This window comes from Bythopirellula goksoeyrii, from assembly GCF_008065115.1.
GTDB lineage: Bacteria > Planctomycetota > Planctomycetia > Pirellulales > Lacipirellulaceae > Bythopirellula > Bythopirellula goksoeyrii.
Window position 1 is genome coordinate 504,713 of sequence record NZ_CP042913.1, and the last position, 26,678, is coordinate 531,390.

General features: G+C 53.5%; 25 protein-coding genes. 20 read left to right on the forward strand and 5 right to left on the reverse strand.

Annotated features, from left to right (window positions below; translation table 11 throughout):
• Positions 1-162 precede the first annotated feature (162 nt).
• The 5 genes from Pr1d_RS01975 (at position 163) to Pr1d_RS01995 (ending at position 5,649) form a co-directional block, all read left to right on the forward strand.
• Entirely contained in the window at positions 163-1,107 is a 945-nt protein-coding gene (locus Pr1d_RS01975) for a bifunctional riboflavin kinase/FAD synthetase (protein ID WP_148071951.1), read from the forward strand.
• Complete coding sequence (locus Pr1d_RS01980; protein ID WP_148071952.1) at positions 1,104-2,084, forward strand: DHH family phosphoesterase; 981 nt, start codon at positions 1,104-1,106, stop codon at positions 2,082-2,084. The genes Pr1d_RS01975 and Pr1d_RS01980 overlap by 4 nt, the downstream gene beginning before the upstream one ends.
• Complete coding sequence (locus tag Pr1d_RS01985) at positions 2,081-2,674, forward strand: QcrA and Rieske domain-containing protein (protein WP_148071953.1); 594 nt, start codon at positions 2,081-2,083, stop codon at positions 2,672-2,674. Before Pr1d_RS01980 ends, Pr1d_RS01985 begins: the two co-directional genes overlap by 4 nt.
• Positions 2,671-4,662: a cytochrome b gene (locus tag Pr1d_RS01990; RefSeq protein WP_148071954.1), complete on the forward strand. Its 1,992-nt coding sequence runs from the start codon at positions 2,671-2,673 to the stop codon at positions 4,660-4,662. The genes Pr1d_RS01985 and Pr1d_RS01990 overlap by 4 nt, the downstream gene beginning before the upstream one ends.
• A 198-nt stretch (positions 4,663-4,860) precedes the next feature.
• Entirely contained in the window at positions 4,861-5,649 is a 789-nt protein-coding gene (locus tag Pr1d_RS01995) for a hypothetical protein (protein WP_148071955.1), read from the forward strand.
• A 12-nt stretch (positions 5,650-5,661) separates the two neighbouring features.
• Here Pr1d_RS01995 and Pr1d_RS02000 read toward each other — a convergent pair whose 3' ends face one another.
• Positions 5,662-7,266 carry a glycine--tRNA ligase gene (locus Pr1d_RS02000; RefSeq protein ID WP_148076222.1) on the reverse strand — a complete coding sequence of 535 codons (1,605 nt, stop codon included), beginning with the start codon at positions 7,264-7,266 and terminating at the stop codon, positions 5,662-5,664.
• A gap of 80 nt (positions 7,267-7,346) precedes the next feature.
• Entirely contained in the window at positions 7,347-8,180 is an 834-nt protein-coding gene (locus tag Pr1d_RS02005) for a 2-phosphosulfolactate phosphatase (protein WP_148071956.1), read from the reverse strand.
• A 113-nt stretch (positions 8,181-8,293) separates the two neighbouring features.
• Between Pr1d_RS02005 and ubiE the strand changes: the two genes are divergently transcribed.
• From ubiE to Pr1d_RS02055, 10 genes are all read left to right on the forward strand, one after another.
• On the forward strand, positions 8,294-9,007 hold the full coding sequence (ubiE, locus tag Pr1d_RS02010) for a bifunctional demethylmenaquinone methyltransferase/2-methoxy-6-polyprenyl-1,4-benzoquinol methylase UbiE (protein ID WP_238476616.1): 714 nt from the start codon (positions 8,294-8,296) through the stop codon (positions 9,005-9,007).
• A gap of 40 nt (positions 9,008-9,047) precedes the next feature.
• Positions 9,048-9,746 (forward strand): UbiX family flavin prenyltransferase, encoded by a 699-nt coding sequence (locus tag Pr1d_RS02015; RefSeq protein WP_148071958.1) that lies wholly within the window; start codon positions 9,048-9,050, stop codon positions 9,744-9,746.
• A 39-nt stretch (positions 9,747-9,785) separates the two neighbouring features.
• Positions 9,786-10,781 carry a UbiA-like polyprenyltransferase gene (locus Pr1d_RS02020; protein WP_148071959.1) on the forward strand — a complete coding sequence of 332 codons (996 nt, stop codon included), beginning with the start codon at positions 9,786-9,788 and terminating at the stop codon, positions 10,779-10,781.
• Between the two features lie 89 nt (positions 10,782-10,870).
• Positions 10,871-12,004 (forward strand): aminofutalosine synthase MqnE, encoded by a 1,134-nt coding sequence (mqnE, locus tag Pr1d_RS02025; RefSeq protein ID WP_148071960.1) that lies wholly within the window; start codon positions 10,871-10,873, stop codon positions 12,002-12,004.
• 152 nt (positions 12,005-12,156) lie between these two features.
• On the forward strand, positions 12,157-12,849 hold the full coding sequence (locus Pr1d_RS02030; RefSeq protein WP_148071961.1) for a zinc metallopeptidase: 693 nt from the start codon (positions 12,157-12,159) through the stop codon (positions 12,847-12,849).
• 11 nt (positions 12,850-12,860) lie between these two features.
• Positions 12,861-13,676 (forward strand): formylmethanofuran dehydrogenase subunit C, encoded by an 816-nt coding sequence (locus Pr1d_RS02035; RefSeq protein WP_148071962.1) that lies wholly within the window; start codon positions 12,861-12,863, stop codon positions 13,674-13,676.
• Between the two features lie 66 nt (positions 13,677-13,742).
• Complete coding sequence (locus Pr1d_RS02040; protein WP_168205006.1) at positions 13,743-15,014, forward strand: formylmethanofuran dehydrogenase subunit B; 1,272 nt, start codon at positions 13,743-13,745, stop codon at positions 15,012-15,014.
• Positions 15,015-15,040: 26 nt separating this feature from the next.
• Positions 15,041-16,267: a formylglycine-generating enzyme family protein gene (locus tag Pr1d_RS02045; protein ID WP_168205007.1), complete on the forward strand. Its 1,227-nt coding sequence runs from the start codon at positions 15,041-15,043 to the stop codon at positions 16,265-16,267.
• Positions 16,268-16,375: 108 nt separating this feature from the next.
• Positions 16,376-17,755: a Gfo/Idh/MocA family protein gene (locus Pr1d_RS02050; RefSeq protein ID WP_148071965.1), complete on the forward strand. Its 1,380-nt coding sequence runs from the start codon at positions 16,376-16,378 to the stop codon at positions 17,753-17,755.
• A gap of 3 nt (positions 17,756-17,758) precedes the next feature.
• Complete coding sequence (locus Pr1d_RS02055; RefSeq protein WP_148071966.1) at positions 17,759-18,220, forward strand: VOC family protein; 462 nt, start codon at positions 17,759-17,761, stop codon at positions 18,218-18,220.
• 4 nt (positions 18,221-18,224) lie between these two features.
• Here the strand turns inward: Pr1d_RS02055 and Pr1d_RS02060 are convergent, their stop codons facing one another.
• Positions 18,225-19,187 (reverse strand): D-2-hydroxyacid dehydrogenase, encoded by a 963-nt coding sequence (locus Pr1d_RS02060; RefSeq protein WP_148071967.1) that lies wholly within the window; start codon positions 19,185-19,187, stop codon positions 18,225-18,227.
• Between the two features lie 81 nt (positions 19,188-19,268).
• Here Pr1d_RS02060 and Pr1d_RS02065 point away from each other — a divergent pair, with 81 nt between their 5' ends.
• A complete protein-coding gene (locus Pr1d_RS02065) occupies positions 19,269-20,114 on the forward strand; it encodes a fumarylacetoacetate hydrolase family protein (protein ID WP_148071968.1) in 846 nt (281 codons plus the stop codon).
• A 72-nt stretch (positions 20,115-20,186) separates the two neighbouring features.
• Here the strand turns inward: Pr1d_RS02065 and Pr1d_RS02070 are convergent, their stop codons facing one another.
• Positions 20,187-21,080: a diacylglycerol/lipid kinase family protein gene (locus Pr1d_RS02070; RefSeq protein WP_148071969.1), complete on the reverse strand. Its 894-nt coding sequence runs from the start codon at positions 21,078-21,080 to the stop codon at positions 20,187-20,189.
• A 107-nt stretch (positions 21,081-21,187) separates the two neighbouring features.
• Here Pr1d_RS02070 and Pr1d_RS02075 point away from each other — a divergent pair, with 107 nt between their 5' ends.
• Both Pr1d_RS02075 and Pr1d_RS02080 read left to right on the forward strand, forming a co-directional pair.
• A complete protein-coding gene (locus Pr1d_RS02075) occupies positions 21,188-22,423 on the forward strand; it encodes a Glu/Leu/Phe/Val family dehydrogenase (RefSeq protein WP_148071970.1) in 1,236 nt (411 codons plus the stop codon).
• Positions 22,424-22,571: 148 nt separating this feature from the next.
• Complete coding sequence (locus tag Pr1d_RS02080) at positions 22,572-23,084, forward strand: Crp/Fnr family transcriptional regulator (protein ID WP_148071971.1); 513 nt, start codon at positions 22,572-22,574, stop codon at positions 23,082-23,084.
• 4 nt (positions 23,085-23,088) lie between these two features.
• Here Pr1d_RS02080 and Pr1d_RS02085 read toward each other — a convergent pair whose 3' ends face one another.
• On the reverse strand, positions 23,089-24,129 hold the full coding sequence (locus tag Pr1d_RS02085) for a threonine aldolase family protein (RefSeq protein WP_210417857.1): 1,041 nt from the start codon (positions 24,127-24,129) through the stop codon (positions 23,089-23,091).
• A gap of 96 nt (positions 24,130-24,225) precedes the next feature.
• On the opposite strand from Pr1d_RS02085, the gene hisD reads away from it, so the two are divergent.
• A complete protein-coding gene (gene hisD / locus Pr1d_RS02090; RefSeq protein ID WP_148071972.1) occupies positions 24,226-25,590 on the forward strand; it encodes a histidinol dehydrogenase in 1,365 nt (454 codons plus the stop codon).
• 7 nt (positions 25,591-25,597) lie between these two features.
• Positions 25,598-26,662: a histidinol-phosphate transaminase gene (gene hisC / locus Pr1d_RS02095; protein WP_261343806.1), complete on the forward strand. Its 1,065-nt coding sequence runs from the start codon at positions 25,598-25,600 to the stop codon at positions 26,660-26,662.
• The last annotated feature ends 16 nt before the right edge of the window (positions 26,663-26,678 follow it).

The following is a 26,678-nucleotide window of genomic DNA, read 5'->3' on the forward strand; positions in this document are numbered from 1 at the left end:
AAACAAGTAGAGCCACTTCCTTTGAGAAAAAGCAGTAATTCGTTGGATTGCATATCAAACTTACCTCGTTGACCGAACCGACGAGTGGCAGAATAATCGAGACTTAGCTGTCGAGCATTCTTGTGTCACTAGACAATAACTTCCTCACTTCGAGTAAACCTCTTGCCAATCATTCGCGATCTTGAATATTTCCCAGAAGCAGCTCGCCATGGAGCGGTCGCTATTGGTAATTTTGACGGCGTCCATCGAGGTCACTTGGAGATTGTGCGACGGCTAATCGAACGGGCTCGCGAAGTAAATGGTCCTGCCATCGTCTTCACTTTCGATCCCCACCCTGTGCGACTGCTGCGGCCAGAACAATGCCCTCCGCCGCTCACCTGGACCGAGCGAAAGGCTCAATTGCTTGCTGAGCACGGGGTGAATAAAGTTGTTGCGTACCCGACCGACGAGCAACTATTGCGATTGTCTGCCCAAGAATTCTTTGACTCGATCGTGTGTAATTTGCTCCAGGCAAGGGCGATCGTGGAAGGACCAAATTTCTACTTTGGGCACAACAGGGAAGGAAATGTAGAATTACTTTCTCAACTTGCTTCTAGGGCTGGATTGACTCTCGACGTTGTCCCTCCAGTAGAAATTGATGGAGGTCTGGTTTCGAGTTCACGAATCCGGGAACTCATCGCCGATGGGAAAGTTGCCAATGCTAGGGGTTTGCTCTCGGCACCCTACCGAATTCGGGGGATGGTGACTCATGGAGCAGGACGCGGTGCAAAGCTGGGATTTCCCACGGCCAATCTCGAGGCGATTGATACATTGCTTCCCGGAGTTGGGGTCTATGCCGGTAGAGCTTGGTTGAATACGACCAGTTATCCCGCGGCCATTCATATCGGACCCAATCCCACATTCGGTGAAGCAGCGTTAAAAGTGGAGATTCATCTCCTTGATTTTCACGATGTGTTGTACGGCCAGCCTTTGGAAGTTGAGTTTGTTGATCAGATACGTAATACTTGTACGTTTGAAAGCGAAGCGTCTCTGGTTGCTCAGCTTGAGCAAGATGTTCACCGGACTCGCGAAATTACTTCCCGTGAATTGGGTTCGGAGACTTCATGACCATCGATTGGCAACCACTCCAAAAAATCATTGGCGAACATGAGTCGTTTCTCCTGACATCGCATTGTCGAGCTGATTGTGATGCGCTAGGCAGCGAATTGGCCATGGCCGAGATTCTGGAGCAACTTGGCAAAAAAGTCCGCATTGTCAACGGCGACGAAGTGCCCCGGCATATTAGCTTTATCGACGCTGAAAATCGCATCGAAACTCTGGAGTCTGGAGTGACAGCTTCAGATTTGCAAGACACCGAAGTACTCATGGTCCTTGACACAAGTGCTTGGGTTCAACTGGGTCCCATGGCCGAGGTCGTGAAGAGATTCTCCGGCATCCGTGTGGTGATCGATCACCATGTGAGCCAGGACGACATGAAGGCGACCGTATTCAAGGACTCGACTTCAGAAGCAACCGGTCGCTTGATTCTCGAGCTTTGCAATGCCTTGAATGTTTCCGTCACCCCGTCGATAGCCCATCAGTTGTTTACAGCAATTGCAACAGACACTGGCTGGTTCCGGTTTGCCTCGGTCACCGAAAAGACATTCTCGGCACTGGCTCAACTTGTAGCCGCAGGGGCCAGTCCCCCCCAAGTTTTTGCGGCCCTCTACGAACGACATACTTTGGCACGGCTCAAGCTGAGAGCCCGCATATTAGAGAACATCAAGCCGCTCGTAGGTGGGAAACTAATGGTCACAGAGATCTTTCAGCAGGATTTTACCGAAACGGGTGCTGAACCAGCCGACACAGAGGACGTAATAAATACGTTGTTAACTGTCGCTGGGAGTCAAGTTGCCGTGATGTTTGTAGAGCTCAATCGCATCACGAAAGTGAGCCTTCGTAGTCGCACAGATTTCGACGTGCGTGCCGTCGCTGAACAGTTTGGGGGCGGAGGACATAAGGCTGCTGCCGGGATTGCCTACGAAGGGAGTCTTGCCGAAGCCCGCACTGCAGTGCTCAAAGTGTTGGAAGCAGAGTTGAAATGAAAGAAGCCAAAACAGCCAGAACAGAAATCAAAACCGTGTCGTGGAACCGCCGAACATTTTTTGAAATGCTCGCTGCGGTAGTCGCAGGCGGTGTGGCAATTGCCACACCCTTAGTGGCCGGGGTTGTCACATTTCTTTCACCTCTGCTCAAAAAGAACACCAGCCCAAAAGTGCGTGTCGCGCTACTAAGCCAGATTCCTGATGATGGCATGCCACGCAGCTTCCCGATCGTGGCTGACCACGTAGATGCCTGGACGAAGTACCCTGAACAGCGAATCGGATCTGTTTACTTAGTTCGCAATAAGGGAGAGGCTGAGCCAATAGCCCTTACTGCTAAATGCCCCCACGCAGGTTGCTTTATCGGCTACAAGCCCGGGGATGACTTGTTTCGCTGCCCATGCCATACAAGTGCCTTCAAGCTAGACGGATCACGTGAACGAGGCGATGCAGAAGTGGCTCCCCGTGGCATGGACCGTCTTCCGGTGGAACTTCGATCTGTCGCTTCTGCGGACGACAACGAGGCAGTCGAAGTCTGGATTGAATTCATCGATTTCCAAACTGGCCACAAAGAGGCAATCCGCACCGCATGAGTTCTCACCTGCGTAGTCTCGTAGATTGGCTCGATGATCGAACCGGCGTGCGCAGCCTGCTGCATGAAGCGCTCTACGAGCGCGTTCCCGGCGGGGCGAGGTGGCGCTATGTGTGGGGTAGCACACTAGTGATCGCCTTTGTGGCACAAATGATTACTGGTACGTTTCTCTGGATGGCCTACAGCCCCAGTACTCAAACTGCCTGGGAAAGTGTCTTTTATATTCAATATGAGATGCCAGGCGGCTGGTTGTTGCGTGGTCTGCACCACTACATGGCCCACGCGATGGTGGTACTTTTAGCGATCCATTTTGCTCAGGTCGTTTGGGACGGGGCTTATCGTGCCCCGCGAGAATTGAATTTCGTCATCGGCGTGGCGCTGATGCTCGTCGTATTTGGGCTTTCTCTCACAGGTTATCTCCTGCCTTGGGATCAGAAGGGCTACTGGGCCACGAGCGTCGGTACCAACTTGGCTAGTCAGGCACCTATCGTCGGCCCGGAGGTCAAGAAACTTGCCATCGGAGGTGTCGACTATGGGCATCACACGCTGACTCGGTTTCTAGCACTCCATGCCGGGGTGTTGCCAGGGCTCTTGATTGCCCTCTTGGTGCCGCACATTGCCCTGTTTCGCCGACATGGACTCCATGCAACCGAACCCCTCAAGGGTCCCGACGCCATGTTTTGGCCCGATCAATTGCTCAAAGACAGTGTGGCGGCCCTTGGGGTTCTGGCAGCAGTCTTAGCCTTGACGATCTATAGCGGGGAAGCGGAACTGACCGCACCAGCTGACCCTGCGACCCCCTACAACGCCGCGCGTCCAGAATGGTATTTCTTGTTCCTGTTCCAGTTCTTGAAATGGTTTCCAGGCGAATTGGAAGTTTGGGGAGCCTTTGTGATCCCCGGCGCAGTGGTCACGCTTCTTTTCCTGATGCCGTGGATTGGACGTAGTCGTGGCGGGCACCTGTTCAATGTGGGACTGCTTGTGGTCCTACTAGGGGGAATTATTTTGTTAACTGCCCAAGCTATTCGCGATGATTATTTTGCTACGTGGTATGAACGGACTGAAGCGAATTCGGACAAATACGATGCCTCGCAAGCGTTTCTCGATGCGAAGCAGGAAGCCGAACATGAAGCGGAACGGGTCATTGCGCTGGCCCAATCACCCGAAAAGATTCCTCCTACGGGTGCCCTTACTCTCATGGCAGAGGATCCTTTTTTGCAGGGGCCCAAGTTGTTTACTCAACACTGTGCGGGTTGTCACACGCACGAAGTCGACGGCCGACATAAGTTTGATATCGAATTCGATCCGAAAGAGTTCAGCCGTACCGCACAAAATTTTGGACTCAACCTGGTCGAGATTATTAGCCCCAAGCCAACAGCTCCCAATCTTTGGGGAGTCGGTGACAAGCTTTGGATGCAATCATTCATGAGCCCCCAACTGATCACGGACAGAAACCATTTTGGCTATGAGAATTCTCCATTTGCCCAAGGCGAAATGGTCAGCTTCATTCAAGAGGCCCATGGAGAAGAATTGTCTGAAGAAGAACGAAAAGCTGTTGATGAGGCGTTTGCCAGTATCAGCATCGCTTTGTGGCTAGACGCCGGTACAACAAGACTGGTCCATCCAGATGGCCTGAAAGAACTAGAAGAACAGGCAACGAGAGGACGAGAGCTAATTGCTGGCGGTCTTGCCGAAGTCCTGGAGAGCGGTATGAGTTGCATCGACTGCCACAAGTACCACGATGAGGGAGAGCTCGGTTCGGCACCTGACCTCACGGGCTACATGTCCCGCGAGTGGATGATCGAATTCATCCGTAATCCTGCTTCTGAACGCTTCTATGGCGAGTACAACGACCGCATGCCTGCCTTTGCACCGCACGACGATCCTCGGATGAACCAACTCGATGACAAAGCTATTGGTCTGATCGTCGATTGGCTGCGAGGAGATTGGGTTATGCCGGAGACAGTCGAAGCTCCGCTTTCCGATTGATGCTAGCACCGCCACTCGCTTGCTACGCAATCAGCAGAATCGTTACAGTTTAACAACTGCAGTGGTCGATTCTCTCTATGATAGTGCCCCAGCCGGAGTCACACCTGGCCCCGGGAATGAGACACTTTCCCGGATCGCGTGGCGATCCGGCTAGGTGCACTGTGAAGCCGACTCATCGTTCGCAAGGATTCTTCGCACATGTGGTGCCGCCAATGCCAGCAAGATGTGCCAGCCGTGGCACGTTCTTCCCAAGGACCTCTAGTGTGTCCTTGTTGCCGTAGGGAACTCAATCTGGGCAACCTAGCAGATGTTGCTGACACGGGAATTTCGCTGGATTGCTATGAGCAGGAGCCCCATGAGTACGAACCATCAGCGAGACCCATCGACAGCATCTCGCAAGGAGAGTCATACGAGAAGCTCAGACGGATTGGGCGACAGCTACGTTCACCCTATCGCACAGAAATCAGTATTAGCTCACCACCGACAGCATCAGGCTCGTGGCGTTCCTTATCGATGAGTAACGACGCTAGCGATGCTCCTCAACTTCGGCAAGTTGCGAAGCAGGCCCAGCAAGATGAATTGTCCAACAGTACTCAAACTTCCTGGTTGCTATGCTGCTTACTTGCGATTGGAACAGTAGGATTTGCAGCCGGAGTGTTGGTACTCGCTGGTTCAGCGGCTTTCGACTTGGCCCAAGTCTGGCAGTGGGGAATGACGACCACTATCGCGGCCGAAGGTCTGCTGATTGTGGCGCTCACCTGGATGGCCACGCGACTCTGGTACAACAGTCGCCGTCTGAATCATCAATTGCGGGGAGTTGACGAACAGTTAGTCGAAATCCACGAAATGGCTGGCTCTCTCTCAGCGGGCCAACTCTCTGCCAGTCAGAACTACTATCACCACTTTAGCCAAGTGGCGAATCCGCACATGTTGGTCGCCAATCTGCGCGGGCAAGTTGATCAGCTTGCTGAGCGAATCGGGGGCTAACTCTCTCAGACCCTAGCTAACTCGGCTCGCAATTTCTTCGACCACGTCATCCACTTTCACGCGCCATTGTTCCAGCGTATCCCGGTCGCGAATGGTGACCGTCTGATCCGTTAGTGACTGCCCGTCGACGGTAATGCAGTAAGGAGTGCCCGCTTCGTCCTGGCGACGGTAGCGGCGACCAACGGCCCCTTTCTCATCGTAAAATGCAGGAAAGCGTTTTTTGAGAGCTCGATAGATTTCTTGAGCTACCTCGGGCATGCCGTCTTTCTTTACTAGGGGGAAAACGGCTGCTTTGATCGGGGCGATGCGTGGATGGAATTTCATCACCACACGTGTCTGCATCTGCCCTTTGTCATCGGGAGCAGCGTCTTCGGTGTACGCCTCGCACAGAAAGGCCAATGCTCCTCGATCGGCACCCGCAGATGGCTCGATCACATGCGGTGTGAAACGCTCATTGGTCACTTCATCGCGGTACTGCAAATCGCGACCACTCCCCCGATATTTCGGTTTTCCATCTTCGCCGAGTTCAACTTCCAGGCAACCCTGGGCGTTCTTGACGAGCTTGCCCTCCATGTGGCTGCGGAGATCAAAATCGCCACGGTGGGCGATTCCTTCTAACTCGCCATATTCTCCGTCGGGGAGAAAAGGAAAAGCATACTCAATATCGGCCGTGCCGACTGAATAGTGGCTCAGCTCGTCTTTATCATGTTCGCGCAATTGCAATCTGTCCCCGGCCAGGCCCAAATTTGTGTACCACTTCATCCGACGATCACGCCAATATTCGTACCATTTGCGCGACTCATCAGGATGACAGAAAAACTCGATTTCCATCTGCTCGAACTCTCGACTACGGAAGGTAAAATTCCGCGGCGTGATTTCATTGCGAAAACTCTTGCCCACTTGCGCGATGCCGAAGGGGATTTTAACCCGAGTGCTGTCGATCACATTCTTGAAATTGACAAAAATTCCTTGGGCCGTTTCCGGACGTAAAAACGCCCGGCCCTCCTCCCCAGCCAGTGCTCCAATGGTGGTGGGAAACATGAGATTGAATTCGCGAGGCTCGGTAAGTGTGCCAATCTCCTTGGCTTCTGGTGCAAACACTGCCTCCAGGCTGTCCACCTTATCCAAAGAGAGTACAGTACCTTCCCAAATCAGTTGGGCAGTATCCTTTGCACGCAGATTGAATGCCTTTAGTGCTCGGCGTTCCAAGTCAGCGTCTTCTTCTTCCGCCTCGGCCAATGTCGTGACAAATACCTTTTTTCCTTTGGCTTCTACCCATCGGCCTCGAAGTTGATCAAATCGGTAGCGTTTCTTCGATTCGCGGCAATCGACCATCATGTCGCAGAACAAATCAAAATGCCCCGAACACTTCCACACTTGTGGATGCATGATGATCGTGCAGTCTAGCCCGGTCATTTCATAGGTACTTGGGGCGCCTTGCGAAATAGCCATTTCGTCGTGGCCCGTCACCATATCCTGCCACCAAGCGTTCTTGATGTTGCGTTTGAGCTCCACGCCCAACGGGCCGTAGTCCCAGAAGCCGTTGAGACCACCGTAGATTTCACTCGATTGAAATAAGAATCCTCGCCGTTTGCAGAGCGAGACCAACTTTTCCATTTCCATGTCTGATCGCCTTCAAGATTGTAGCCGCGGTAAATTGCGAAACCGCAAGTGTAACTGGAGAGGTTGCAAAACGTCTACCGCAGCGTGATTTGCCCCGTGCTACTGTCCCATTCGGGGACTACGGCGAGTGTATCTAGCTGAGCACAAAGGCGAAGATCCTCCTCATGGCCAATGGCCAAGAGATTTTTCCCGCCTGGCGTGCTTTTCAATTCCCAGGCTAACTGCTCACTTGGCGAGCGACGGTTAGCCTTTGCCCCAATCAATAGTTCCTGCCATTCCCGATGAGCAGAATCTGCCCATTCGTTTGTTTGCCAGAGATCAGGTCCTGAAAGCCGCAACATCTCATCCGTGATTGCCCCGGCAGCCAAGATATCCTCACGGGTGACAATTCCATTTGTCCCCGCGCAAAGTATGTCGACCCGCTGAGCAGAAAGTACTGCGGTGGCAACTGCGACCCGGTTCACCGCTGCTCCCACGAAGACCCGTTCTGCAATACGAGAATGAAGCAGAGCCCGTGTGCCATTGGTCGTGGTGAACAGCACAGTACGGCCAAATACTTGATCGGGAGTGTACTCCGCCGGAGAATTTCCCAAATCAAAACCTTCGATCAATTCCCCGCCCCGCTCACCACCCAGTACGACATTTTCACGTCCCAGTTTCTCCACACGGTCTGCCACGTCACCAATTTCCAGTAAGGGCACAACAGCCGACGCCCCGGCTTTCAATGCGTGACAAATGGTCGTGGAAGCCCGCAGCAGATCGACGACAATCACTGTACTGCCTGCCAGATCGCTCTCGGCAACAAACTGCGGCAAGTAGTGGACGTTGAGAATCAAGGGAATGCGGAATTCGGATTGAGGGATTGTGGAACTACGAGTCGGGGCGTCCCTGCCCCCGAATAAACCCATTGTATCGGAGAGTTCCAGGTGGTTAGCGCTAGCAGGTCAGCCATTCTACTGCGATACTGATGAGAATGACAGGTAACGCTGTCCAAACCTCCCACCTCAAAATCCCAATCTCCATGGCAACCGTCGATAAATCTGGCAACCGCGTACGGGAAATGTTCGGAGAGATCGCCGCGCGCTATGATTTCTTGAATCACTTATTGTCACTCAACATTGACAAGTACTGGAGGTGGCGTACTGTGCGGGCGGTTCCTCCGCATCCTGAGGCGAGAATTCTCGACCTCTGCACCGGGACAGGCGACCTGGCTTTTGCCTACAACAAAGCAGCAAAAGGAAAGGCTCAGATTATCGGTGCCGATTTCTGTCTGCCAATGCTTGCGATTGGACGTGAAAAAGGAATGAAGTCGAATGCTTCAGCAGTCAATTTCATCGAGGCCGATGCACAGCAGATTCCCCTTGATGATGACCAGTTCGATATCGTCTCGGTGGCGTTTGGATTGCGCAACGTGGCAGACACCGACCAAGGCCTCGCCGAGATGGTGCGTGTCTGTGCTCCAGGCGGCAAGGTAGCTGTGCTGGAGTTTTCAACTCCGAGCTGGCAACCTTTTGGTGCCTTTTACAACTGGTATTTCCGGCATGTTTTGCCCCGAATTGGCCAACTGATCGCGAGGAACTCCCATGCGGCCTACGACTATCTGCCGACAAGTGTTGGCCAATTCTTACAGGGTGAGGAGTTGGCTGAGCGAATGCGCGACGCGGGGCTGGTTGACGTGGGATTCCGGGGACTTACGCTAGGAGTTGCGACACTATACGTCGGCACAAAGCCGTAGCCTTCAAGTAGAAAGTGAATTCTTCGGGGATCGTTTTTTTATGGCAAACAGACCAAGAAGAGTATGCGTTGGAATCACAGGTGCCAGCGGCGCTGTTTACAGTGTGAGATTGATAGAAGTACTGCTCGCTACGGGGCACGACGTTCACCTCTCGATTAGTCCCAGCGGTGCCCATGTCATTCGAGAGGAAATGGATCTAAGTGTTGACCTGGAGGATTTTAAGCCTGCACAGTTGATGCTCGACGATGTGAAGCATGCCTCGGATAGTAAGATTCAACTCTTGCAAGCTAGTGCTGGCATCGGCACGGCAGATAGCAACGTTCTCTCTGTAGAATCGGGCCGCGTCGGCGATATTTTCTATCACCACTTCCAAGACTTCCAAGCACCCATAGCTAGTGGGTCTTTTCTAACCCAGGGAATGATCGTCTGTCCTTGCTCGGGAACAACGCTCAGTGCCGTTGCCCACAGTTCTGCAGGGAATCTGATCCAACGAGCAGCCGAAGTTCACCTAAAAGAACGACGTAAACTTATCATCGTCCCCCGCGAGACTCCCCTTTCGCTGCCACAAATTGAAAACATGCGTCTAGTTACCTTAGCTGGAGCGATCGTCATGCCTGCCGCCCCTGGTTGGTATCACGGAGTGACAACCCTTCGTGACTTGGTCGACTTCATGGTCGCAAGACTCTGCGATCAGCTCGGCATTGATAATTGCCTGATTAATCGTTGGGGTGTGGAATAATCTTCGCGAGCCGGGGCGTACTTGCCCCCGATTGATCTCATGCTGCAAACGATCCGCAACCTTTTATCGCTGATTCGCTTTAGCCACACCTTGTTTGCGTTGCCTTTTGCACTTCTGGCAGCAATGATGGCCTGGAAACTCCGGGCTCTAAGATTCGCTTATCTTGATTCCAATGTGAGAGAGGCCATGGCGAATTACCAAGGCCTTTCGGAGATATCGCCTTCAACGGAAAACTTGCCGGCCTTTCAGATGCGATGGCAGGAACTCCTGGGAATTCTTCTCTGCATGATCACCGCCCGCAGTGCTGCGATGGCTTTCAATCGATTGGTCGACCGTCGACTTGACGCCGAGAACCCCCGTACTTCCGGACGGCACCTCCCGGCCGGGATCCTCAGCGTGCCCCAAGTAGCGACATTCACCGCAGCTTGCGGCTTAGCGTTCATCGCTAGCACGTTACTTTTTCTCCCCAATCCTCTTCCGCTTTACCTGAGTGTGCCAGTGCTCGTATTTATCTGCGGATATAGTCTAGCCAAACGGTTCACTTCACTCGCTCATGTATGGCTAGGAACCGCACTGGCACTATCGCCCATAGCAGTCTGGATCGCTATTCGGGGTAGTATTGTATTAGGGAATCCCGCTGATCTTCTCCCAGCTCTGGTATTGGGTGGAGCGGTTCTTACTTGGGTGACGGGTTTCGACATCATCTACGCATGTCAAGATTTCGAGTTCGACCGCTCTCAGGGCCTGCGCAGCATCCCCGCTAGACTAGGAATCGACCGATCGCTGAAGCTTGCTGCTACCTGCCATGGAGGAACGGTTCTACTACTAGCCTTGCTGCCAATCGTTTATCCCCACTTTGGAGTACTTTACTGGATAGCGTTATCTGCCGTGGCAGGTCTCTTGGTCTATGAACATGCTTTGGTGCGACCCGATGACTTGGATCGCGTCAATGTCGCGTTTTTTCAGGTGAATGCAGTGATCAGTCTAGGACTCTTTGCGGTTAGCACCCTGGACCTTTGGCTAGGTAGCAGGTGATAATGCTGAATCAACTAAGGCGTCAATGAATCGGGGTCGAGGACGACCCGGCTCGCCCCCAAATCACTCACAACAGACCACCTATTTCTATGCTCCGTACATCTTCTCCCATCTTGCAGCCGATTCGCGAAAAAGTAGAAGCCGGCGAGCGGCTTTCGCTCGACGATGGTGTTTTGCTCTACCAACGTGAGGTGCCTCTCCCCGAATTGGGGGAACTGGCCAATCTAGTTCGTGAGCGCAAGAACGGTAATTTTGCCTATTACAACATCAACACGCATCTGAATCCCACCAACGTATGCGTCTATCGCTGCACTTTCTGTGCATTTCGGGCCGATCTCCGCGATGAAAAGGGATACTGGATGAACGACGAGCAGATCCTCGCCCGTGGACAGGAAGCCGTCGATGCCGGGTCGACAGAAATGCACATCGTCGGCGGACTGCACCATCAGGCCAAGTATGATTGGTACCGCAGAGTGCTCAGCGTGCTGCACGAAGCCTATCCAGAATTGCACCTCAAGGCCTGGACACCTGTGGAAATTGACTGGTTTGCTCGGCAAACGCAGAAGCCAATCCGCTGGGTGCTGGAAGACATGATCGACGCGGGCCTGGGCAGCCTCCCCGGTGGAGGCGCCGAGATTTTCCATCCTGAAGTCCGCCAACAAATCTGCGAGCACAAGGCTGACTCGGCCCGTTGGTTTGAGACCCATCGCACAGCCCACGAGCTAGGGCTGCGTTCTAACTGCACCATGCTCTATGGCCACATCGAACAGCCTTATCACCGCATCGATCACTTGATTCGGCTACGCGATTTGCAAGACGAAACAGGTGGATTCCAAACGTTCATTCCGCTGGCGTTTCATCCCGACAACACGGGACTGAGCCACATTACCAAGCCCTCGGGTCCAATGGATCTTCGTACGATGGCCATTAGTAGGCTGATGCTCGACAACGTACCGCACATGAAGGCGTACTGGATCATGCTGGGCGTTGGGACTGCCCAGGTCGCCCTAGCCTACGGTGCCGACGACATCGACGGCACAGTGCGTCACGAGCTGATATACCACGACGCGGGGGCCGAAACGCCTGAAATCCTCTCTGTTGAGGCTATCCGCAGGCTGATTGAGGAGGCCGGAAGAGAACCCGTCGAGCGGGACACTCTCTACCACCGTGTCGAAAGGGACGGCTCGCAATGGCAAACTGGGGCGGAAATTGCCGTAGGTTGAGCTATCTTCCCGCATTTGCCTCGAATGTCGTATAATTCATCGTGCCGGCTACGGTTGTCGCTCGGTGAACCCTTCGCTAGGCTGCTACGTAGTAAACTACTATCCTTTCTTGAGCGGGAAGTCAGCTTTATAATCTCGAGGCCAGATAAGACATGTTTTTCGATCCGTATTATTTCCTGTATATCGCTCCTGCCCTTGTGCTCGCGTTCTGGGCACAGATGCGGGTGAAGAGCACGTTCGCGGCGGCTCAGAAGGTTCACACATCGCTGAGCGGCGCTGCTGCTGCGCGACATATACTCGACTCGGCTGGATTGCAAAATGTCGCCATTGAGCAAGTCGCCGGCCATTTGTCCGATCATTACGATCCTCGCGACAAGGTATTGCGTCTGAGTCAGGACGTTTTCGGTGCCCGTTCCGCAGCCGCAGTTGGAATCGCTGCTCATGAGGCGGGACATGCCTTGCAGGATGCTCAGAATTACGCACCGCTAGTGCTCCGCAATGGTGCCGTTCCTGCAGCTACCTTTGGTGGCAACGCAAGTATGATCATGTTGATCGCAGGTATGCTTCTCTCCCCTAAAATCCCTGCTTTAGGGATATTGGTTCCATTGGGTATTGCCGCGTTTGCTTGCGTCGTGGTATTTCAATTGATCAATCTCCCCGTAGAATTCAACGCCAGCGCCCGAGCCAAACGACTCTTGGTCGATCACGGCATCGTAGCAACTGACGACATGGTTTACGTGAACCGCGTGCTGAATGCGGCCGCTTGGACCTACGTGGCCGCTACTTTGCAGGCAGTACTAACGCTGCTCTATTACATCATGCGTTTTTACGGCAACCGAGACTGATCGCCTCTCAAATGGCACTCTGTATCTCCTACCGCAAGGCGAGCACACTCCCGGTTCATTTTCCTGGACTCGTTCCCGAATCGATCGGGGAAGCATCTCTCGCCGAAATTGAGCAGTTGCCAATCCTCCACGGTCGGTACCAGGTGCCGCTTGCAGAACTGTTCGAGGTGACCGGCGATGCAAGTGACATGCGACTGGAGTTCCACGGCGATTTTTCCCATGCTCACAGCATCGGTGCCGAGATGACTGAGGGCACTATTCACGTCAATGGAAACGCAGGACACAACGTCGGCATCAGAATGCGTGGAGGAGAAATCCATATCTCTGGCGATGCCGGCGATTCATTGGGCTGCGAAATGATTGGTGGAACCATCCGTGTGGGTGGTTCTGCAGGCAACTTGGTCGGCGGTGCCCGAAGCGGATCGCGTCGTGGCATGGCGGGAGGCACGATACTTATTGGCGGCGCTGTCGGAGACCAGGCCGGCTACCGAATGCGTCGCGGATTGATCGCTATTGGCGGTAGCGCTGGCAAACTTACCGGTTACAACATGCTTGCCGGTACGATCGTTGTGTTGGGGAAATGCGGTGCCCGAGCCGGCGCCGGCATGAAGCGCGGAACACTCTTTTTGCTAGGGGAAAGTGCAGAGGAACTATTGCCAACATATCGTTCAGCAGGGACTACCAATGCAGCAGTGTTGCCTCTCATCGGAAGGCATCTGCAATCGCTCGGGTTTATCGAAAACATGCAACCGTTTGAGCAGAACTACGAACTCTTCCACGGCGATTTCGTTACACTCGGTCGGGGGGAGATTCTCCTCTCAAGTTAGTTGGCGATAGACAAACTTGCTATGATGAACTCCTGAATTCACACTTCCCTTTCCGCTGAGACCTGTGTGGCAAAGCAAATCGACAATGTGACCTGCGTATCCTGCGGCTGCTTGTGTGATGACTTAGCTGTTCAGATTGCCGATGGCCAGATCACTTCTGCCGAGCGAGCCTGCAGCATCAGCCAACCCCTATTCGTTGCTAGCCAAGAAAATAAGACAGTTACAGCAGAGATCGAAGGCAAGGAAGTTTCTCTCGAAGCGGCAATTGATCGTGCCTCCGAGATCCTGGATAGCAGTTGCTCGCCGCTTATCTGGGGCCTCGCGGAGAGTACGATTGAGGCACAGCGGAAAGCCATCGCATTGGCGGACCGATTGGGTGGTACTGTTGACCCAGCCCTTTCACCTTTTCATCGTGCAGCACTCATTGCCTTGCAATCCGTTGGAATCTCCACTTGCACTTTGGGCGAAGTGAAACAGCGAGCAGACGTAGTCCTTTTCTGGGGCTGCGATCCCATGACAACACACCCTCGGTTCTTCGAGAGATTCATTGATCCACCATGCAAGTTCACTGCCACTGGCCGAAACTTAGTCGTCGTCGATGATGAGCGACATGAGACTGCCTCGCTTGCAAATGAATTCCTTCAGATCGAGCCTGGCGCCGATTTTGAAGTGCTCTCCACGCTGCGTGCCATCGTTGCAGAAGTGGAAATTGAAAGTGAAACAGTTGGCAGAGTCTCCCTTGCTCAACTTCAAGCACTGTCTAACACGCTGAAAGCTTCCAACTACCCAGTCCTATTCTTCGGCTCCGGAATTGCAGAAGACGAAGATGCGTCGAGTACGCTAGAATCGCTTTTCCTTCTAGTCCGCCAATTGAATGACCATTCACGGTGCTCGGCGATCGGACTGGGCGGGCCAATTGCCGAAAATGTGCTCACGTGGCAAACTGGATATCCCTGCGGGGTGAATTTCGCTACGGGATATCCGCGTTTTGATCCAGTAGCCTATTCAGCGACCAGGCTACTAGAAAGTGGCGAAGCGGATGCCCTGCTGATGTGTGGCAAAAGTGGATTTCAGCACCTTGCAAAGGCAGCCCGCGAGAAACTTCATGACATGCCTGTCGTACTTCTGGAGCCAGCCCAATCAGCACCATACGATAATAATCAGTTCGTTCCCACCGTACGAATTCCCCTGGCTAGAGTAGGCATTCACACAGGAGGGACTGTGTTTAGAATGGACGGCGTTCCACTGCCACTTCGGCAGTTGACTCAGTCCTCACACCTCAGCGAAGAAGAAGTTCTCACAGCAATTCTGGAAGGCGTACTCAAAACATGCTGCTAATTCTCCATCTTGCACGAATCTTACTCGTGGCTTTCATTGCATCCTTGGTTCTTAACCATCCATTGCATGCTAAAGACTTGCGTGGTTTTGCTACTGAGAATCCGGGTGACACCGTGCAATCTGTAGCAAACGACGAGGACTTTATGGTCCCGTACGTTTGTTCGATTCCTGGGACATACGCAACATTCGAGATGGTGCCCGTCCCTGGCGGTGAGTATTTGCTCGGCAGCCCTAAGAGTGAAGCCAATCGCAATGAAGATGAAGGACCCCAAGTGACCGTAAAGGTTTCCCCGTTTTGGATAGGAAAGTGCGAAGTTTCGTGGGCCGAGTATCGTGCGTTTATGGCGCAATACGAAGCTTTCAAGAAACTCGATAGCCTAAGATTCGCCAGATCACGAATGGAATCAGCGAAGAAAGAAGTCGATGCCCTCCCAGAGGTGAAGAAGTATTTCGACGAGCAGAAAACCGAGGTGGACGCGGTCACCTGTCCCACGCCGCTCTACGACTCCAGCTTCACTTATGCTCCTGGGGAAGAGCCGAATCAACCAGCGGTGACTATGACACAGTTTGCCGCCAAACAGTACACGAAATGGTTGAGCGGTATCACTGGAGAGCAATACCGACTGCCGACTGAAGCGGAGTGGGAGTATGCCGCCCGAGCTGGAAGTGAGACGGCTTATTCATTTGGGGACGATCCCGAGTCGATCGAAGAGTATGGATGGTACGAAGACAACTCCGATTTTGAAACGCATCCGGTTGGCAGCAAACAACCCAATGCCTGGGGGCTCCACGACATGCATGGCAACGCCGCTGAGTGGGTGCTCGATGCGTACGAACCTGAACACTACTCGCAACTGAAGTCTGATATTAGCGCCGCTGAAGCGGTTGCCTGGCCAACAAGATTATTTCCTCGCGTGATTCGCGGTGGAAGCTGGCTCAGTTCTCCCGGCGATTGCCGCAGTGCTGCCCGGCAGCAGTCCGATGACCCCGAGTGGAATCTTTCGGATCCCAATCTCCCCAAGAGTCCTTGGTGGTTTACAGAGGAGCAGGCGACGGGGGTCGGTTTCCGAATTCTCCGCCCTCTGGAGCCCATGGACACCGAGATGCAGAAAAAAGTGTGGGACGCCGACATCAAGAGAATCCAACAAGACGTCGCCGACCGATTGGACGAGGGTCGTGGGGCACAAACGGCTGCGGACAAGCAGTTGCCTGAGGCCGTCGACGCATTGAAATTATCCGGAAAAATTCAATGACGCTTTAGGAGTCGCTCGATAGGTTGGCAAAAATGCCCTCCTATGTGATAATTTCCCTACTAGCTTCGACTCGACTCTTTTTTCCTCTCATGACTGGAGAATCCTGAAATGCCGTCTCAAAGTTCTTCCGACATCACTCCTTCGCGCCGTGACTTTGTCAAGCAATCAACCGCAGTGGTTGCCGGTGGCATGGCGCTGGCGACTAATTTGAGCAAGGTACAAGCAGGTACTCCCCTTGGCGACAAGCAGATCAAAGTCGCCCTCATTGGTTGTGGGGGACGGGGCACTCAGGCGGCCGCTCAGGCCCTGTCGACAAATGGCAACGTGACCTTATGGGCTATGGCCGATGCTTTCGACAAGCGAATTGAGCAATCTCTTACCAAGCTAAACCGAACGCTTGAACAAAATCTGGGTGAGGGTTCCGAGGAGATTATCGCTGAGAAGATTCAAGTTCCCCTCGACCGACAGTTTGCTGGACTCGATGGTTATCAAAAGGCCATCGATAGCGGTGTCGATCTAGTTATACTCGCCACGCCACCTGGCTTTCGTCCGCCCCAATTCGAGGCAGCTATCGAGGCTGGCAAACATGTTTTCACAGAAAAGCCGCTCGCCGTCGATGCTCCTGGTGTCCGTCGGGTACTCGCTGCCGGAGAATTGGCGGACCAAAAAGGACTCTGTGTTGGAGTGGGGTTGCAACGTCACCATCAGCCGATTTACTTGGAGACCGTCAAGCGTTTACAAGAAGGTGCCATCGGCGACATTCTGCTCACACGCGTCTATTGGAATAGCGGACCGTTGTGGGTGCGAACCAAGACGGATTTCTTTCAGAGCTATGGCCATGAGCCGACAGAAATGGAGTATCAGGTCAACAATTGGTACTACTTCAACTGGCTTTGTGGCGATCACATTGTCGAGCAACACATTCACAATATCGACGTCAGCAACTGGGTTAAGCAAGCCCACCCTGTAATGGCGAAAGGAATGGGGGGGCGAGAACGTCGTACGGCACCAGAATACGGGCAGATTTTTGATCATCATGCTGTCGAGTTCACTTATCCCGATGGTTCGACCATGATGAGCGAATGTCGTCACATGGATGGCTGTTGGAATCAAGTCGCCGAATTTGCTGCTGGCACAAAGGGAACTGCTGATATCAGTCGGGGGAAGATTATAACTCCCTCTGGAGAGTGGCAATTCTCGAGTGAAGAAACCATTGACCCATACCAGCAGGAACACGATGACTTATTTGCCGCAATTCGTAGCGGACAGCCCTACAATGAGATTCCTTATGGTGCCGAAAGTACAATGACGGCCATCTTGGGTCGTATGGCCACTTACTCCGGCAAGCTTCTTGAATGGGATGACGCAATCAATTCCGATATTGATATTTCGCCCAAGGAATACAGCTTCGCTGCCGCACCACCCGTCGTACCAGACAAGAACGGAAACTATCCTGTACCTGTTCCTGGTGTGACGAAAGTCATATAAGCGATGATCGAGTCTATCGACCATGTCAACTTGGTCGTTCGCGATTTGGCGCGAATGACGGAGTTTTACCGTGATGTGTTAGGCTGCCGCCTTACCAAGGAAGTCAGCATTTCAGGGACGTGGATCGACGAGGTTGTGGGGCTCTCGGGGGTCGAGGCGGATGTCGTCTACCTCGACCTGCCCGAAGAAGGACCGCGGATCGAGCTGATTGCCTATCGCAGCCCGGCAGGAGTGGAACCAGCAGTTCTCAATTCACCCAACCTGTACGGCTTGCGGCACCTGGCATTCCGCGTGTCGGAGATCGATATGCTGGTATCCAAACTGCAATCAGCCGATGTAAAGTTTCAGAGTGAAATAAAATCGGTTCCCGAAACTCAGGTCACCTACAATGGCGGAGTAAAGAAGCGGCTCGTCTATTTTCGCGATCCCGAGGATAATCTCCTGGAATTCTGTGAATATAAGTGAAACGTTAATGCACCACATTCTGGGGATTGCCTGACAAGAATGCAGCAACATTGTTCACTACGATCTGCATTAGTCGAGTCCGTGAACTCAAAGTAGCCCAAGCGAGATGCGGAGTGATGAAACAATTTGGGGCCAGAATAAGCGGGTGATCAGCCGGTGGAGGCTCTACAGAAAGAACATCAAGTCCTACCCCAGCGATTTCGCCATTTGACAACGCGTTGGCCAGCGCAGACTCATCGATAAGTTGACCGCGACTCGTATTTATCAAGTATGCTGAACTCTTCATCGCCTTGAGTAGCTCTTCGTTGACCAGCTCCTTGGTTTCAGGCGTGAGAGGACAATGTAAACTGACCACATCTGCACTGCGAATCAACTCATCGAGATCGACCATCCGCACATAGTCAGGATGCTCTCCCTGAGAACGCGTGGTCGCAATCACTTTCATGCCGAAGGCATGCGCCAGTTTGGTGACGGCACGACCAATTTCGCCGAAGCCCACGATTCCCAGGGTAAGTCCACTGAGTTCGATGAGCGGTGTGTCCCAGAAGCACCAATCGGGAGCCTCTGACCACTTTCCATTGCGAACCGCAATCGCATGACCTCCAACATGCTGGGCAAGATTCAATAAATGTGCAATCGTCAATTGAGCAACTGAAGCGGTCGAGTAGCTGGGAACATTAGTGACCACGACTCCCTTCCTGCGGGCAGCGGTGAGATCGACAACATTGGTCCCCGTCGCGGTAACCCCGATGTAGCTCAACTGGGGGAGTTGCTGGAGCGTGGCTTCGGAAAGAACTACTTTATTAGTAAGTACGATCTTCGCATCAATGATTCGCGGAAGCACTTCCTCAGCGGACGTACGGTCAAATACTTTGCATTCCCCCAGTTTTTCTAACGCTTCCCAAGCAAGATCGCCATGGGTTAAGGTATAGCCGTCGAGGACAACGATTTGTGGTGATTCTTTCATGATTTCATCAGGGCGGTTGTTAGAACAAGGATTGCAGTAAGTCTACTTTCAATACCCTTCGCTTAGGGAGAGGGAAACCACATGAAATTGCTACGATTTGGTGAACCAGGACACGAGCAACCTGGTTTATGGGACAACGATGGCAACATTCGCTCGCTTTCAGAAGTCATCCCCGATTTGGCAGGAGACATTCTTTCTGATGCATCATTTCAGAAGCTCAACAAGATTGATGTTTCTGCCCTCCCCTTGGTCCAAAAAGAGGTGCGACTCGGGCCATGTGTCGCCGGTACTAGCAAGATCATCGGTATCGGCCTCAACTATGCAGACCACGCTGCTGAAACAGGTGCTAAGGTTCCGACTGAGCCTGTCCTCTTCATGAAGGCCACCACATCGATCTCAGGTCCGAACGACGCAATCGAAATCCCGCGAGGCTCGGAGAAGACTGATTGGGAAGTGGAACTCGGCGTGGTCATCGGCAAGCGAGCCAAGTACGTCTCCAAGGACGATGCCTTTTCGCATGTAGCGGGCTACTGCGTGGTGAACGATGTCTCTGAGCGTTCGTTCCAAAAAGATCGTTGCGGCACTTGGGACAAGGGCAAAGGCTGCGACACTTTTGCCCCTTTGGGTCCCTGGCTGGTGACTCGCGACGAAGTCCCTGACCCGCAAAACTTGCGACTGTGGCTAGAGGTCGATGGCCACCGCTACCAGAATGGCTCGACCAGTACGATGATTTTTGATGTAAAGACGCTGGTGAGTTACATCAGTCAATTCATGACCCTCCTACCAGGTGACGTCATTACCACCGGTACGCCCCCAGGCGTCGGGATGGGCCAGCAGCCCAACGTCTTTCTCAAACCTGGGCAAACTGTGCGATTGGGAGTCGAGGGCCTCGGCGAACAGGAACAACAGACCATCGCAGCGAAATAAGCTTCGCCTGCCTAACACTCAGGCCGCGGTCTTAAGATAGAGCCAATCCCTGGGCGTTCCCCGCCTTTTAAATTATACAAACACCTTGAGGGCTTGCGGCAACACCTCGGCGCTGAAGGGAGTGTTCCCCATCAGTTCACCATCCAGATTGAGGGCGTCGCAACTCCTTGATTCGATACCGAAAGAACTCACCTGGTAGTTCTCCACGAAGGAAAGCGACAGATGCGAACCGTCTAAGATTGATCGAAACAGCTGTAGCATCTGCCAGCGCGAAGCATGCCGCAGCACGACGAGATCGACTTTGCCATCGTGGATCTCGGCCCTGGGAGCGAGCAACATGCCTGTTCCCGTCTTCTTCGTGTTACATGCGATAACCAGTTGGAATTCATCCTCTATCGACTGGTCATCTAGTTTCAGCTTCACGCTACGGACTATCGGTCGAGCTATTTGCCATAGTGTAGCCGCCGAGTACCGCACTGTTCCCAAGAGGCGAAGACGCTCAGCAAGGCGTGCAATGTCAGTAACTGCTCCCCAACCAACGATGTTAACGCAGTACACGCACTCCTTTGGCATAGTCACTCGTACGACGTCGATCAAGTGAGTCTTGCCTCGCAAGATTATTTCCGCCGCACTCATGGGCTCGTGACAACCAAGGTGGTCATGGAGCGTATTACCAGTGCCGGCAGGAATGATGCCCAAATCGAATTGAGCCTTGTCCTCCCTCGCAAGAAGTCCGTTCACCACTTCATGTACCGATCCATCTCCTCCGACAACGCAGATGGCATCCGTCACAGAGGGATCAAGCGATTCGGCCAACTCGCGCCCGTGTCCAGCATGTTCGGTAGGATAGACAACGACTTCTGCCCCAGCTTCGACAAACAAGGGGCGAACCTGCTCCCAGATCGCAATGGCACGTCGGTTCCCTCCATAAGGATTTACAATAACTGCGTAACGTTTGGGGTTCATAGGTGAACAGTTCTTGCGATATCATGGGTCAGAAAGATTTCCGCAAGTGGCATTATTGCTTATGTCGTCTGGTTTGTCGCTCCTCACCGCTGACCAAGAGAACCCCTATGAAAGCCTTTGAAGCAGTCCAACACTATTTTGATCGCGCCGCAGACCAACTCTCTCTGACCGACAATATGAGAACTTTGCTGATGACGGCCAAGCGAGAAGTGCAGGTCCAGATTGCTGTGGAGCGGGACAACGGCCAATTGCAGACCTTTATCGGCTATCGCGTACAACACGACGATTCTCGCGGACCGATGAAAGGGGGACTGCGCTATCATCACGAAGTAGACCTCGACGAAGTCAGAAGTCTTGCTTCACTGATGACCTGGAAGACGGCCGTCGTGAATATTCCCTATGGTGGTGCCAAAGGAGGTATTGCGGTCGATGTCCACTCGCTCAGCACACGCGAGCGAGAGCGGATCACGCGCAAATTTGTCGACGAAATCCATGACATCATCGGCCCCGACACCGACATCCCTGCTCCCGACATGGGTACCGGACCTGAAGAAATGGCCTGGATCATGAACCAACACAATAAGTACCACGGTTTTAACCCGGGTGTCGTCACTGGCAAGCCGGTCGAGTATTACGGAATTCCCGGTCGTGGAGAAGCAACTGGACGTGGAGTGGGAATCCTGGCCTTGAAGATGCTTGGTCGCCTGGGTCACAAAGCAGAGAAGACTCGCGTGGCAATCCAAGGCTTTGGAAACGTCGGTACGCACGCTGCCCAATTCTTGCATGAATCCGCCTGCAAGGTGGTCGCCATTAGCGATTTGAGTGGGGGCTACTACTGCGAGTCGGGCATCGATGTTCCCGCAGCACTTCACCATGCGGAGGTGAATGATCGATCGCTGGCCGGCTTTGCGGGAGTGGAGCACATCACTAACGAGGCATTATTGGAACTCGATGTCGAAATGCTGATACCCGCTGCTCTGGGTGGAGTAATTACCTCTGAGAATGCTCCCCGGGTTCGTGCACCATTGATCATCGAGGCTGCCAACGCCCCGGTACGACCTGATGCCGATGATATTCTCACGGAGCAGGGCGTAAAGATCTTGCCAGACATCTTGGCCAATGCGGGCGGTGTGACCGTCAGCTATTTCGAGTGGGCCCAAAACAGGCAGTACTACAACTGGAATCTCGACCGTGTGCGTCAAGAACTCGATCGAGTCTTGTCAGCTGCTTTCGAAGAAGTGTGGGATCTTGCTCAGCAGGAGAATGTCAGCCTCCGCACAGCGGCCTTTATGCTAGGCATCAGTCGAGTGGGCCGAGCCACGGTGCTGGCAGGAATTACCTGAAAAAGAGGAGATTCGCCGCATCAAGAGACAGTTTGACACGAAGTTGAGTTACTCGCAGTTCTGTTTTTGTCGTATAATTCAGCAGGAATTAGCGGAAGCAACCAAATCTCACCAAGAACAGAACCTTATATTCAGGAACTCCAGTGCCATGCCCCACGAATCCTTGGATGGACTAAAAATATTTCAGGATTTCACCGAAGAAGAGAGGCGCGAAATCCTGACTCTTACGCAACCTGTCGAGGTAAACAAAGGCGAGCAGATTATCACTCAGGGGCACCACAAGCAGAACTTGTGGTTTATTCTTGAGGGGCGCTGCCAGATCACTCGTCGTACAGAGTCCGGCTGTCAGTTAAATCTAGCCGAGCTGGAACCATTCACCCACTTCGGCGAAATGTCTTTTTTTCATCCGGCCCCCCACTCAGCCGACGTCGTCGCATTGACCGACATGAAACTCCTGCGTTTAACCCGAGAGGCTTTCGACAAGCTCGCCGCCACAGGCTGCGGTTCGGCACTTAAGTTGGTTGTGAACTGCGTCCGAGTGCTGGCTGAGCGACTGCGCCGAACTGACCAATGGATTACGGAGCTTGAATGTAAGGAGAATCACAAGCCGACACCGAGCGAGTGGACCGTGTTTCGTGATTTGATCTTTAAGGGGGGATGACAACTCAGCTATCTGCAAGCATCTCCGCCACCTCTTCACACTCGCTCATCGTCACATCCAAATGTGTCACCGCCCGAACCTTCTGGCGACTGATGGGATAGAGCCGTACCCCGCGTTTCAGGAGCGAGGCGCAAAATTCTTCAGACGTACCCTTCTCAGCGGCAACTTCAAAGATAACGATGTTCGTATCCACAGGATCGCATTGAAGTGTGAGCCCCGAGGCATTGCGGATCGCATCGGCGAGGACTCGTGCCTTTGTGTGGTCTTCTGCCAGGCGGTCGATATGGTGTTCGAGTGCATAGACTGCCGCTGCTGCCAAGCCCCCAATTTGCCGCATCCCGCCTCCGAGCATCTTGCGAATGCGGCGGGCCAATTTGATCTTCTCCGCCGGTCCGCACAAGGCCGACCCGACAGGTGCGCCGAGGCCTTTGCTGAAACAGACGCTCACGGTGTCGAAATGCTGAGCCCAATCAGCCGCAGAGATCCCGCTGGCAACCACAGCATTAAATAAGCGCGCACCATCCAAGTGGCGAGCCAGCCCCTGTTGATTGGCCCAATCACAGACCTCCGCGACCACTTCGTAAGGCAAGACACTCCCCGCGGCACGATTGTGGGTCTGCTCCAGGCAAATCAAGCGTGTTCTGGGTAAATGATCGTTTTCTGGGCGAACCATCTCTTGCAGCTGATCGACCCTAAGCGCACCTCGTTCGCCCAAAATCGGCCGCACACCAATTCCGCCCACTTGGGCATACCCGGCCTGCTCGTTGTTAAAAATATGACATCCAGCTTCGCAAAGAAATTCATCCCCTTTGCCACAATGCACCAACAAACCGATGAGATTGCTCATCGTGCCGGATGGCATGAAAAGGGCGGCTTCTTTGCCCAGCATGCCAGAAATATGCCCTTCCAGGCGATTTACCGAGGGGTCCTCGCCGAAGACATCGTCTCCTACCTCTGCCACAGCCATGGCGGCCCGCATTTCGGGGGTAGGGCGAGTCAGCGTATCGCTCAAGAGGTCGATACGAGGGGGCAACACACCTTTCATTTTTCCGTTCTCCACGAAACAATAGTGATCCACCGACAATTATGATGTGTCCTGTCACTTTGAGCAATTCAACCAATTTCCACATCCTACTAACCAATGCCAGTAGACATCCGACGTATCGATACTCGAGAGCCAGGGGCCGCTGCTGAGCTTGTCAACCTGCGAAGCAAGCTCTCGATCGATGGCGATGTGGTAAGCGATGCTGGTCGCAAGAAGACGCTCGAAGTGTTCGGCAAACCACTGACACCGAATCAGACGGTGGAACGGATTTGCAGCGATGTCAGAGAAAATGGGCTTTCGGCTGTCCTCGACTATACACAGAAGCTTGATGGCAAAGAGATCACAGCTGAAACATTGCGGGTATCGCCAGAAGAATTGGCCGCGGCCCACGCTGCTGCGGATCCCAAGTTCCTGGATACTATTCACTCGATTCGCCAGGGGATCTTGAGTTTTCAGCTCTCTATCTTGCATCGCGATATGCGGATCGATCTGGAAGAAGGAGGCTATCTCCGGCAGCGCTACTTACCCTTGAAGCGCGTGGGTATCTGTGTCCCAGGAGGGGCAGCTGCTTATCCCTCAACGGTCTTAATGACCGCCGTTCCCGCCCAGGCGGCAGGGGTTGAAGAACTCGTCGTTGTCGCACCGCCAACACCTTTTGGATCATATAATGACGATTTACTGGCCACTTGTCACGAACTCGGGATTACTGAAGTCTACCGAGTCGGTGGTGCCCAGGCCGTAGCTGCGATGGCCTATGGAGTGGAAGGACTTCCCGCGGTCGACAAAATCGTCGGACCGGGCAATCTGTTTGTCGCCCTCGCCAAGAAACATGTCTACGGCACGGTCGATATCGATTCGATCGCCGGCCCGAGCGAAGTGGTCGTAATCGCCGACGACACGACCCCTACCGACTTTGTGGCTCTCGATCTGATCGCACAAGCCGAACATGCCCCCGGTTCGAGCATTCTGCTTACCTGGAGCGAAGCACTACTCGATCGGGTTCAAGAAGCTATTTCCCATCAACTCAGCAAACTCGAACGATGTGAAGTGGCTCGCCAATCGCTCGAAGAGTTTGGTGCTCTGGTGTTGGTACGCGACCGTGAAGAAGCCGTTGAGCTAGCCAATCAGCTTGCGACAGAGCATCTTCACATCACTTGTGATGATGCCGAGGAAATGGTTGGATCGATCCGCTACGCGGGGGCTATTTTTGTCGGACAATATAGCCCCGTGGCACTCGGAGACTATGCTGCCGGACCGTCGCATGTGTTGCCAACCGGGGCGACCGCCCGATTTGCCAGTGGCCTCAGCTCCAACAGTTTCCTGAGGTCGGGCAGCGTGATTTATTTTGATCAGGCGGGACTGGAGTCTCTGGCCGAAGATGTGTTATTTATGGCGAACAAAGAAGGCCTCACCGCGCATGGTGCCGGCGTCGCCATCCGCCGCCCGCCTCAATTGGATTAAAAACTCTGTGGAATACGTTCGATCAAACATTCAAGCAATGGACGGCTACACTCCCGGCGAACAACCGCAAGGGGGCAAGTTCATCAAACTCAATACCAATGAGAATCCCTATCCTTGCTCACCAAAGGTCAAGGCAGCCATCGGACGAGTTTGCCAGACGGGACTTCAGCGCTATCCGGACCCTGCCGCTACCGCATTTCGCAGGCAGCTCTGTGAATTGCTCACGGGGGAACTGCCGGACATTTCCCCCGAGTGGATTCTCTGTGGCAATGGCAGTGACGACATTCTCACGATCATCACCCGAACGTTTGTCGACACGGGGGACGTAATCCGCTACCCCAACCCCAGCTACGTCCTTTACAAGTCGCTCGCTGATATTCAGGGTGCTGAAGTCGACGTCGCAAATTACCAGTCCGATTGGTCTCTCCCCCCGGAGTTTTCTGAACCTCAGGATCGACTAAAGCTCGCCTTGCTTGCCAATCCAAATAGTCCCTCGGGCACCATCGTCCCAGCGGCAGCGGTAGCAGAAATAGCCGACGCCCTCCCCTGCCCTCTGGTCGTCGACGAGGCCTACGTCGATTTCGCCGACGCCAATTGTCTTGCTCTCGTGGCAGAAAACGAGAAGATCATGGTCACCCGCACCTTGAGCAAGTCCTACGCCCTGGCCGGCCTGCGGTTTGGCTATGTTGTCGCCCAGCCACAGATCATCAGCGAATTGGCAAAGGTGAAAGATTCCTACAACTGCGACGCGCTGTCCATCGCGGGAGCCACTGCCGCCATCGAAGATCAGGCCTGGCTCGCAGAAAACCGTGCGGCAATCCTTGCCACACGAGAGCGACTCACCAACGAACTTCGCAGCCTGGGTTTTGAATGTGTCGATTCGCAGGCGAATTTTGTGTGGTGCCGACATCCCCGCCATGACAGCGCCCAGCTCTATCGTGATTTGAAATCGGTCGGCGTGCTGGTCCGCTACATGAACTATCCCCATTGGGGTGAGGGTCTTCGCATCACGGTCGGCACCGACGATCAAATCGAAGCCTTTTTGGCAATCTTGCATCCCCTTTTGCATTAATACACCATTCTACTGG

Coding starts and splice junctions, on each gene's coding strand:
- Pr1d_RS01980 (WP_148071952.1), top strand. CDS start 1,104: ATGACCATCGATTGGCAACCACTCCAAAAAATCATTGGCGAACATGAG.
- Pr1d_RS01985 (WP_148071953.1), top strand. CDS start 2,081: ATGAAAGAAGCCAAAACAGCCAGAACAGAAATCAAAACCGTGTCGTGG.
- Pr1d_RS01990 (WP_148071954.1), top strand. CDS start 2,671: ATGAGTTCTCACCTGCGTAGTCTCGTAGATTGGCTCGATGATCGAACC.
- Pr1d_RS01995 (WP_148071955.1), top strand. CDS start 4,861: ATGTGGTGCCGCCAATGCCAGCAAGATGTGCCAGCCGTGGCACGTTCT.
- Pr1d_RS02000 (WP_148076222.1), bottom strand. CDS start 7,266: ATGGAAAAGTTGGTCTCGCTCTGCAAACGGCGAGGATTCTTATTTCAA.
- Pr1d_RS02005 (WP_148071956.1), bottom strand. CDS start 8,180: ATGGGTTTATTCGGGGGCAGGGACGCCCCGACTCGTAGTTCCACAATC.
- ubiE (WP_238476616.1), top strand. CDS start 8,294: ATGGCAACCGTCGATAAATCTGGCAACCGCGTACGGGAAATGTTCGGA.
- Pr1d_RS02015 (WP_148071958.1), top strand. CDS start 9,048: ATGGCAAACAGACCAAGAAGAGTATGCGTTGGAATCACAGGTGCCAGC.
- Pr1d_RS02020 (WP_148071959.1), top strand. CDS start 9,786: ATGCTGCAAACGATCCGCAACCTTTTATCGCTGATTCGCTTTAGCCAC.
- mqnE (WP_148071960.1), top strand. CDS start 10,871: ATGCTCCGTACATCTTCTCCCATCTTGCAGCCGATTCGCGAAAAAGTA.
- Pr1d_RS02030 (WP_148071961.1), top strand. CDS start 12,157: ATGTTTTTCGATCCGTATTATTTCCTGTATATCGCTCCTGCCCTTGTG.
- Pr1d_RS02035 (WP_148071962.1), top strand. CDS start 12,861: ATGGCACTCTGTATCTCCTACCGCAAGGCGAGCACACTCCCGGTTCAT.
- Pr1d_RS02050 (WP_148071965.1), top strand. CDS start 16,376: ATGCCGTCTCAAAGTTCTTCCGACATCACTCCTTCGCGCCGTGACTTT.
- Pr1d_RS02055 (WP_148071966.1), top strand. CDS start 17,759: ATGATCGAGTCTATCGACCATGTCAACTTGGTCGTTCGCGATTTGGCG.
- Pr1d_RS02060 (WP_148071967.1), bottom strand. CDS start 19,187: ATGAAAGAATCACCACAAATCGTTGTCCTCGACGGCTATACCTTAACC.
- Pr1d_RS02065 (WP_148071968.1), top strand. CDS start 19,269: ATGAAATTGCTACGATTTGGTGAACCAGGACACGAGCAACCTGGTTTA.
- Pr1d_RS02070 (WP_148071969.1), bottom strand. CDS start 21,080: ATGAACCCCAAACGTTACGCAGTTATTGTAAATCCTTATGGAGGGAAC.
- Pr1d_RS02075 (WP_148071970.1), top strand. CDS start 21,188: ATGAAAGCCTTTGAAGCAGTCCAACACTATTTTGATCGCGCCGCAGAC.
- Pr1d_RS02080 (WP_148071971.1), top strand. CDS start 22,572: ATGCCCCACGAATCCTTGGATGGACTAAAAATATTTCAGGATTTCACC.
- Pr1d_RS02085 (WP_210417857.1), bottom strand. CDS start 24,129: ATGAAAGGTGTGTTGCCCCCTCGTATCGACCTCTTGAGCGATACGCTG.
- hisD (WP_148071972.1), top strand. CDS start 24,226: ATGCCAGTAGACATCCGACGTATCGATACTCGAGAGCCAGGGGCCGCT.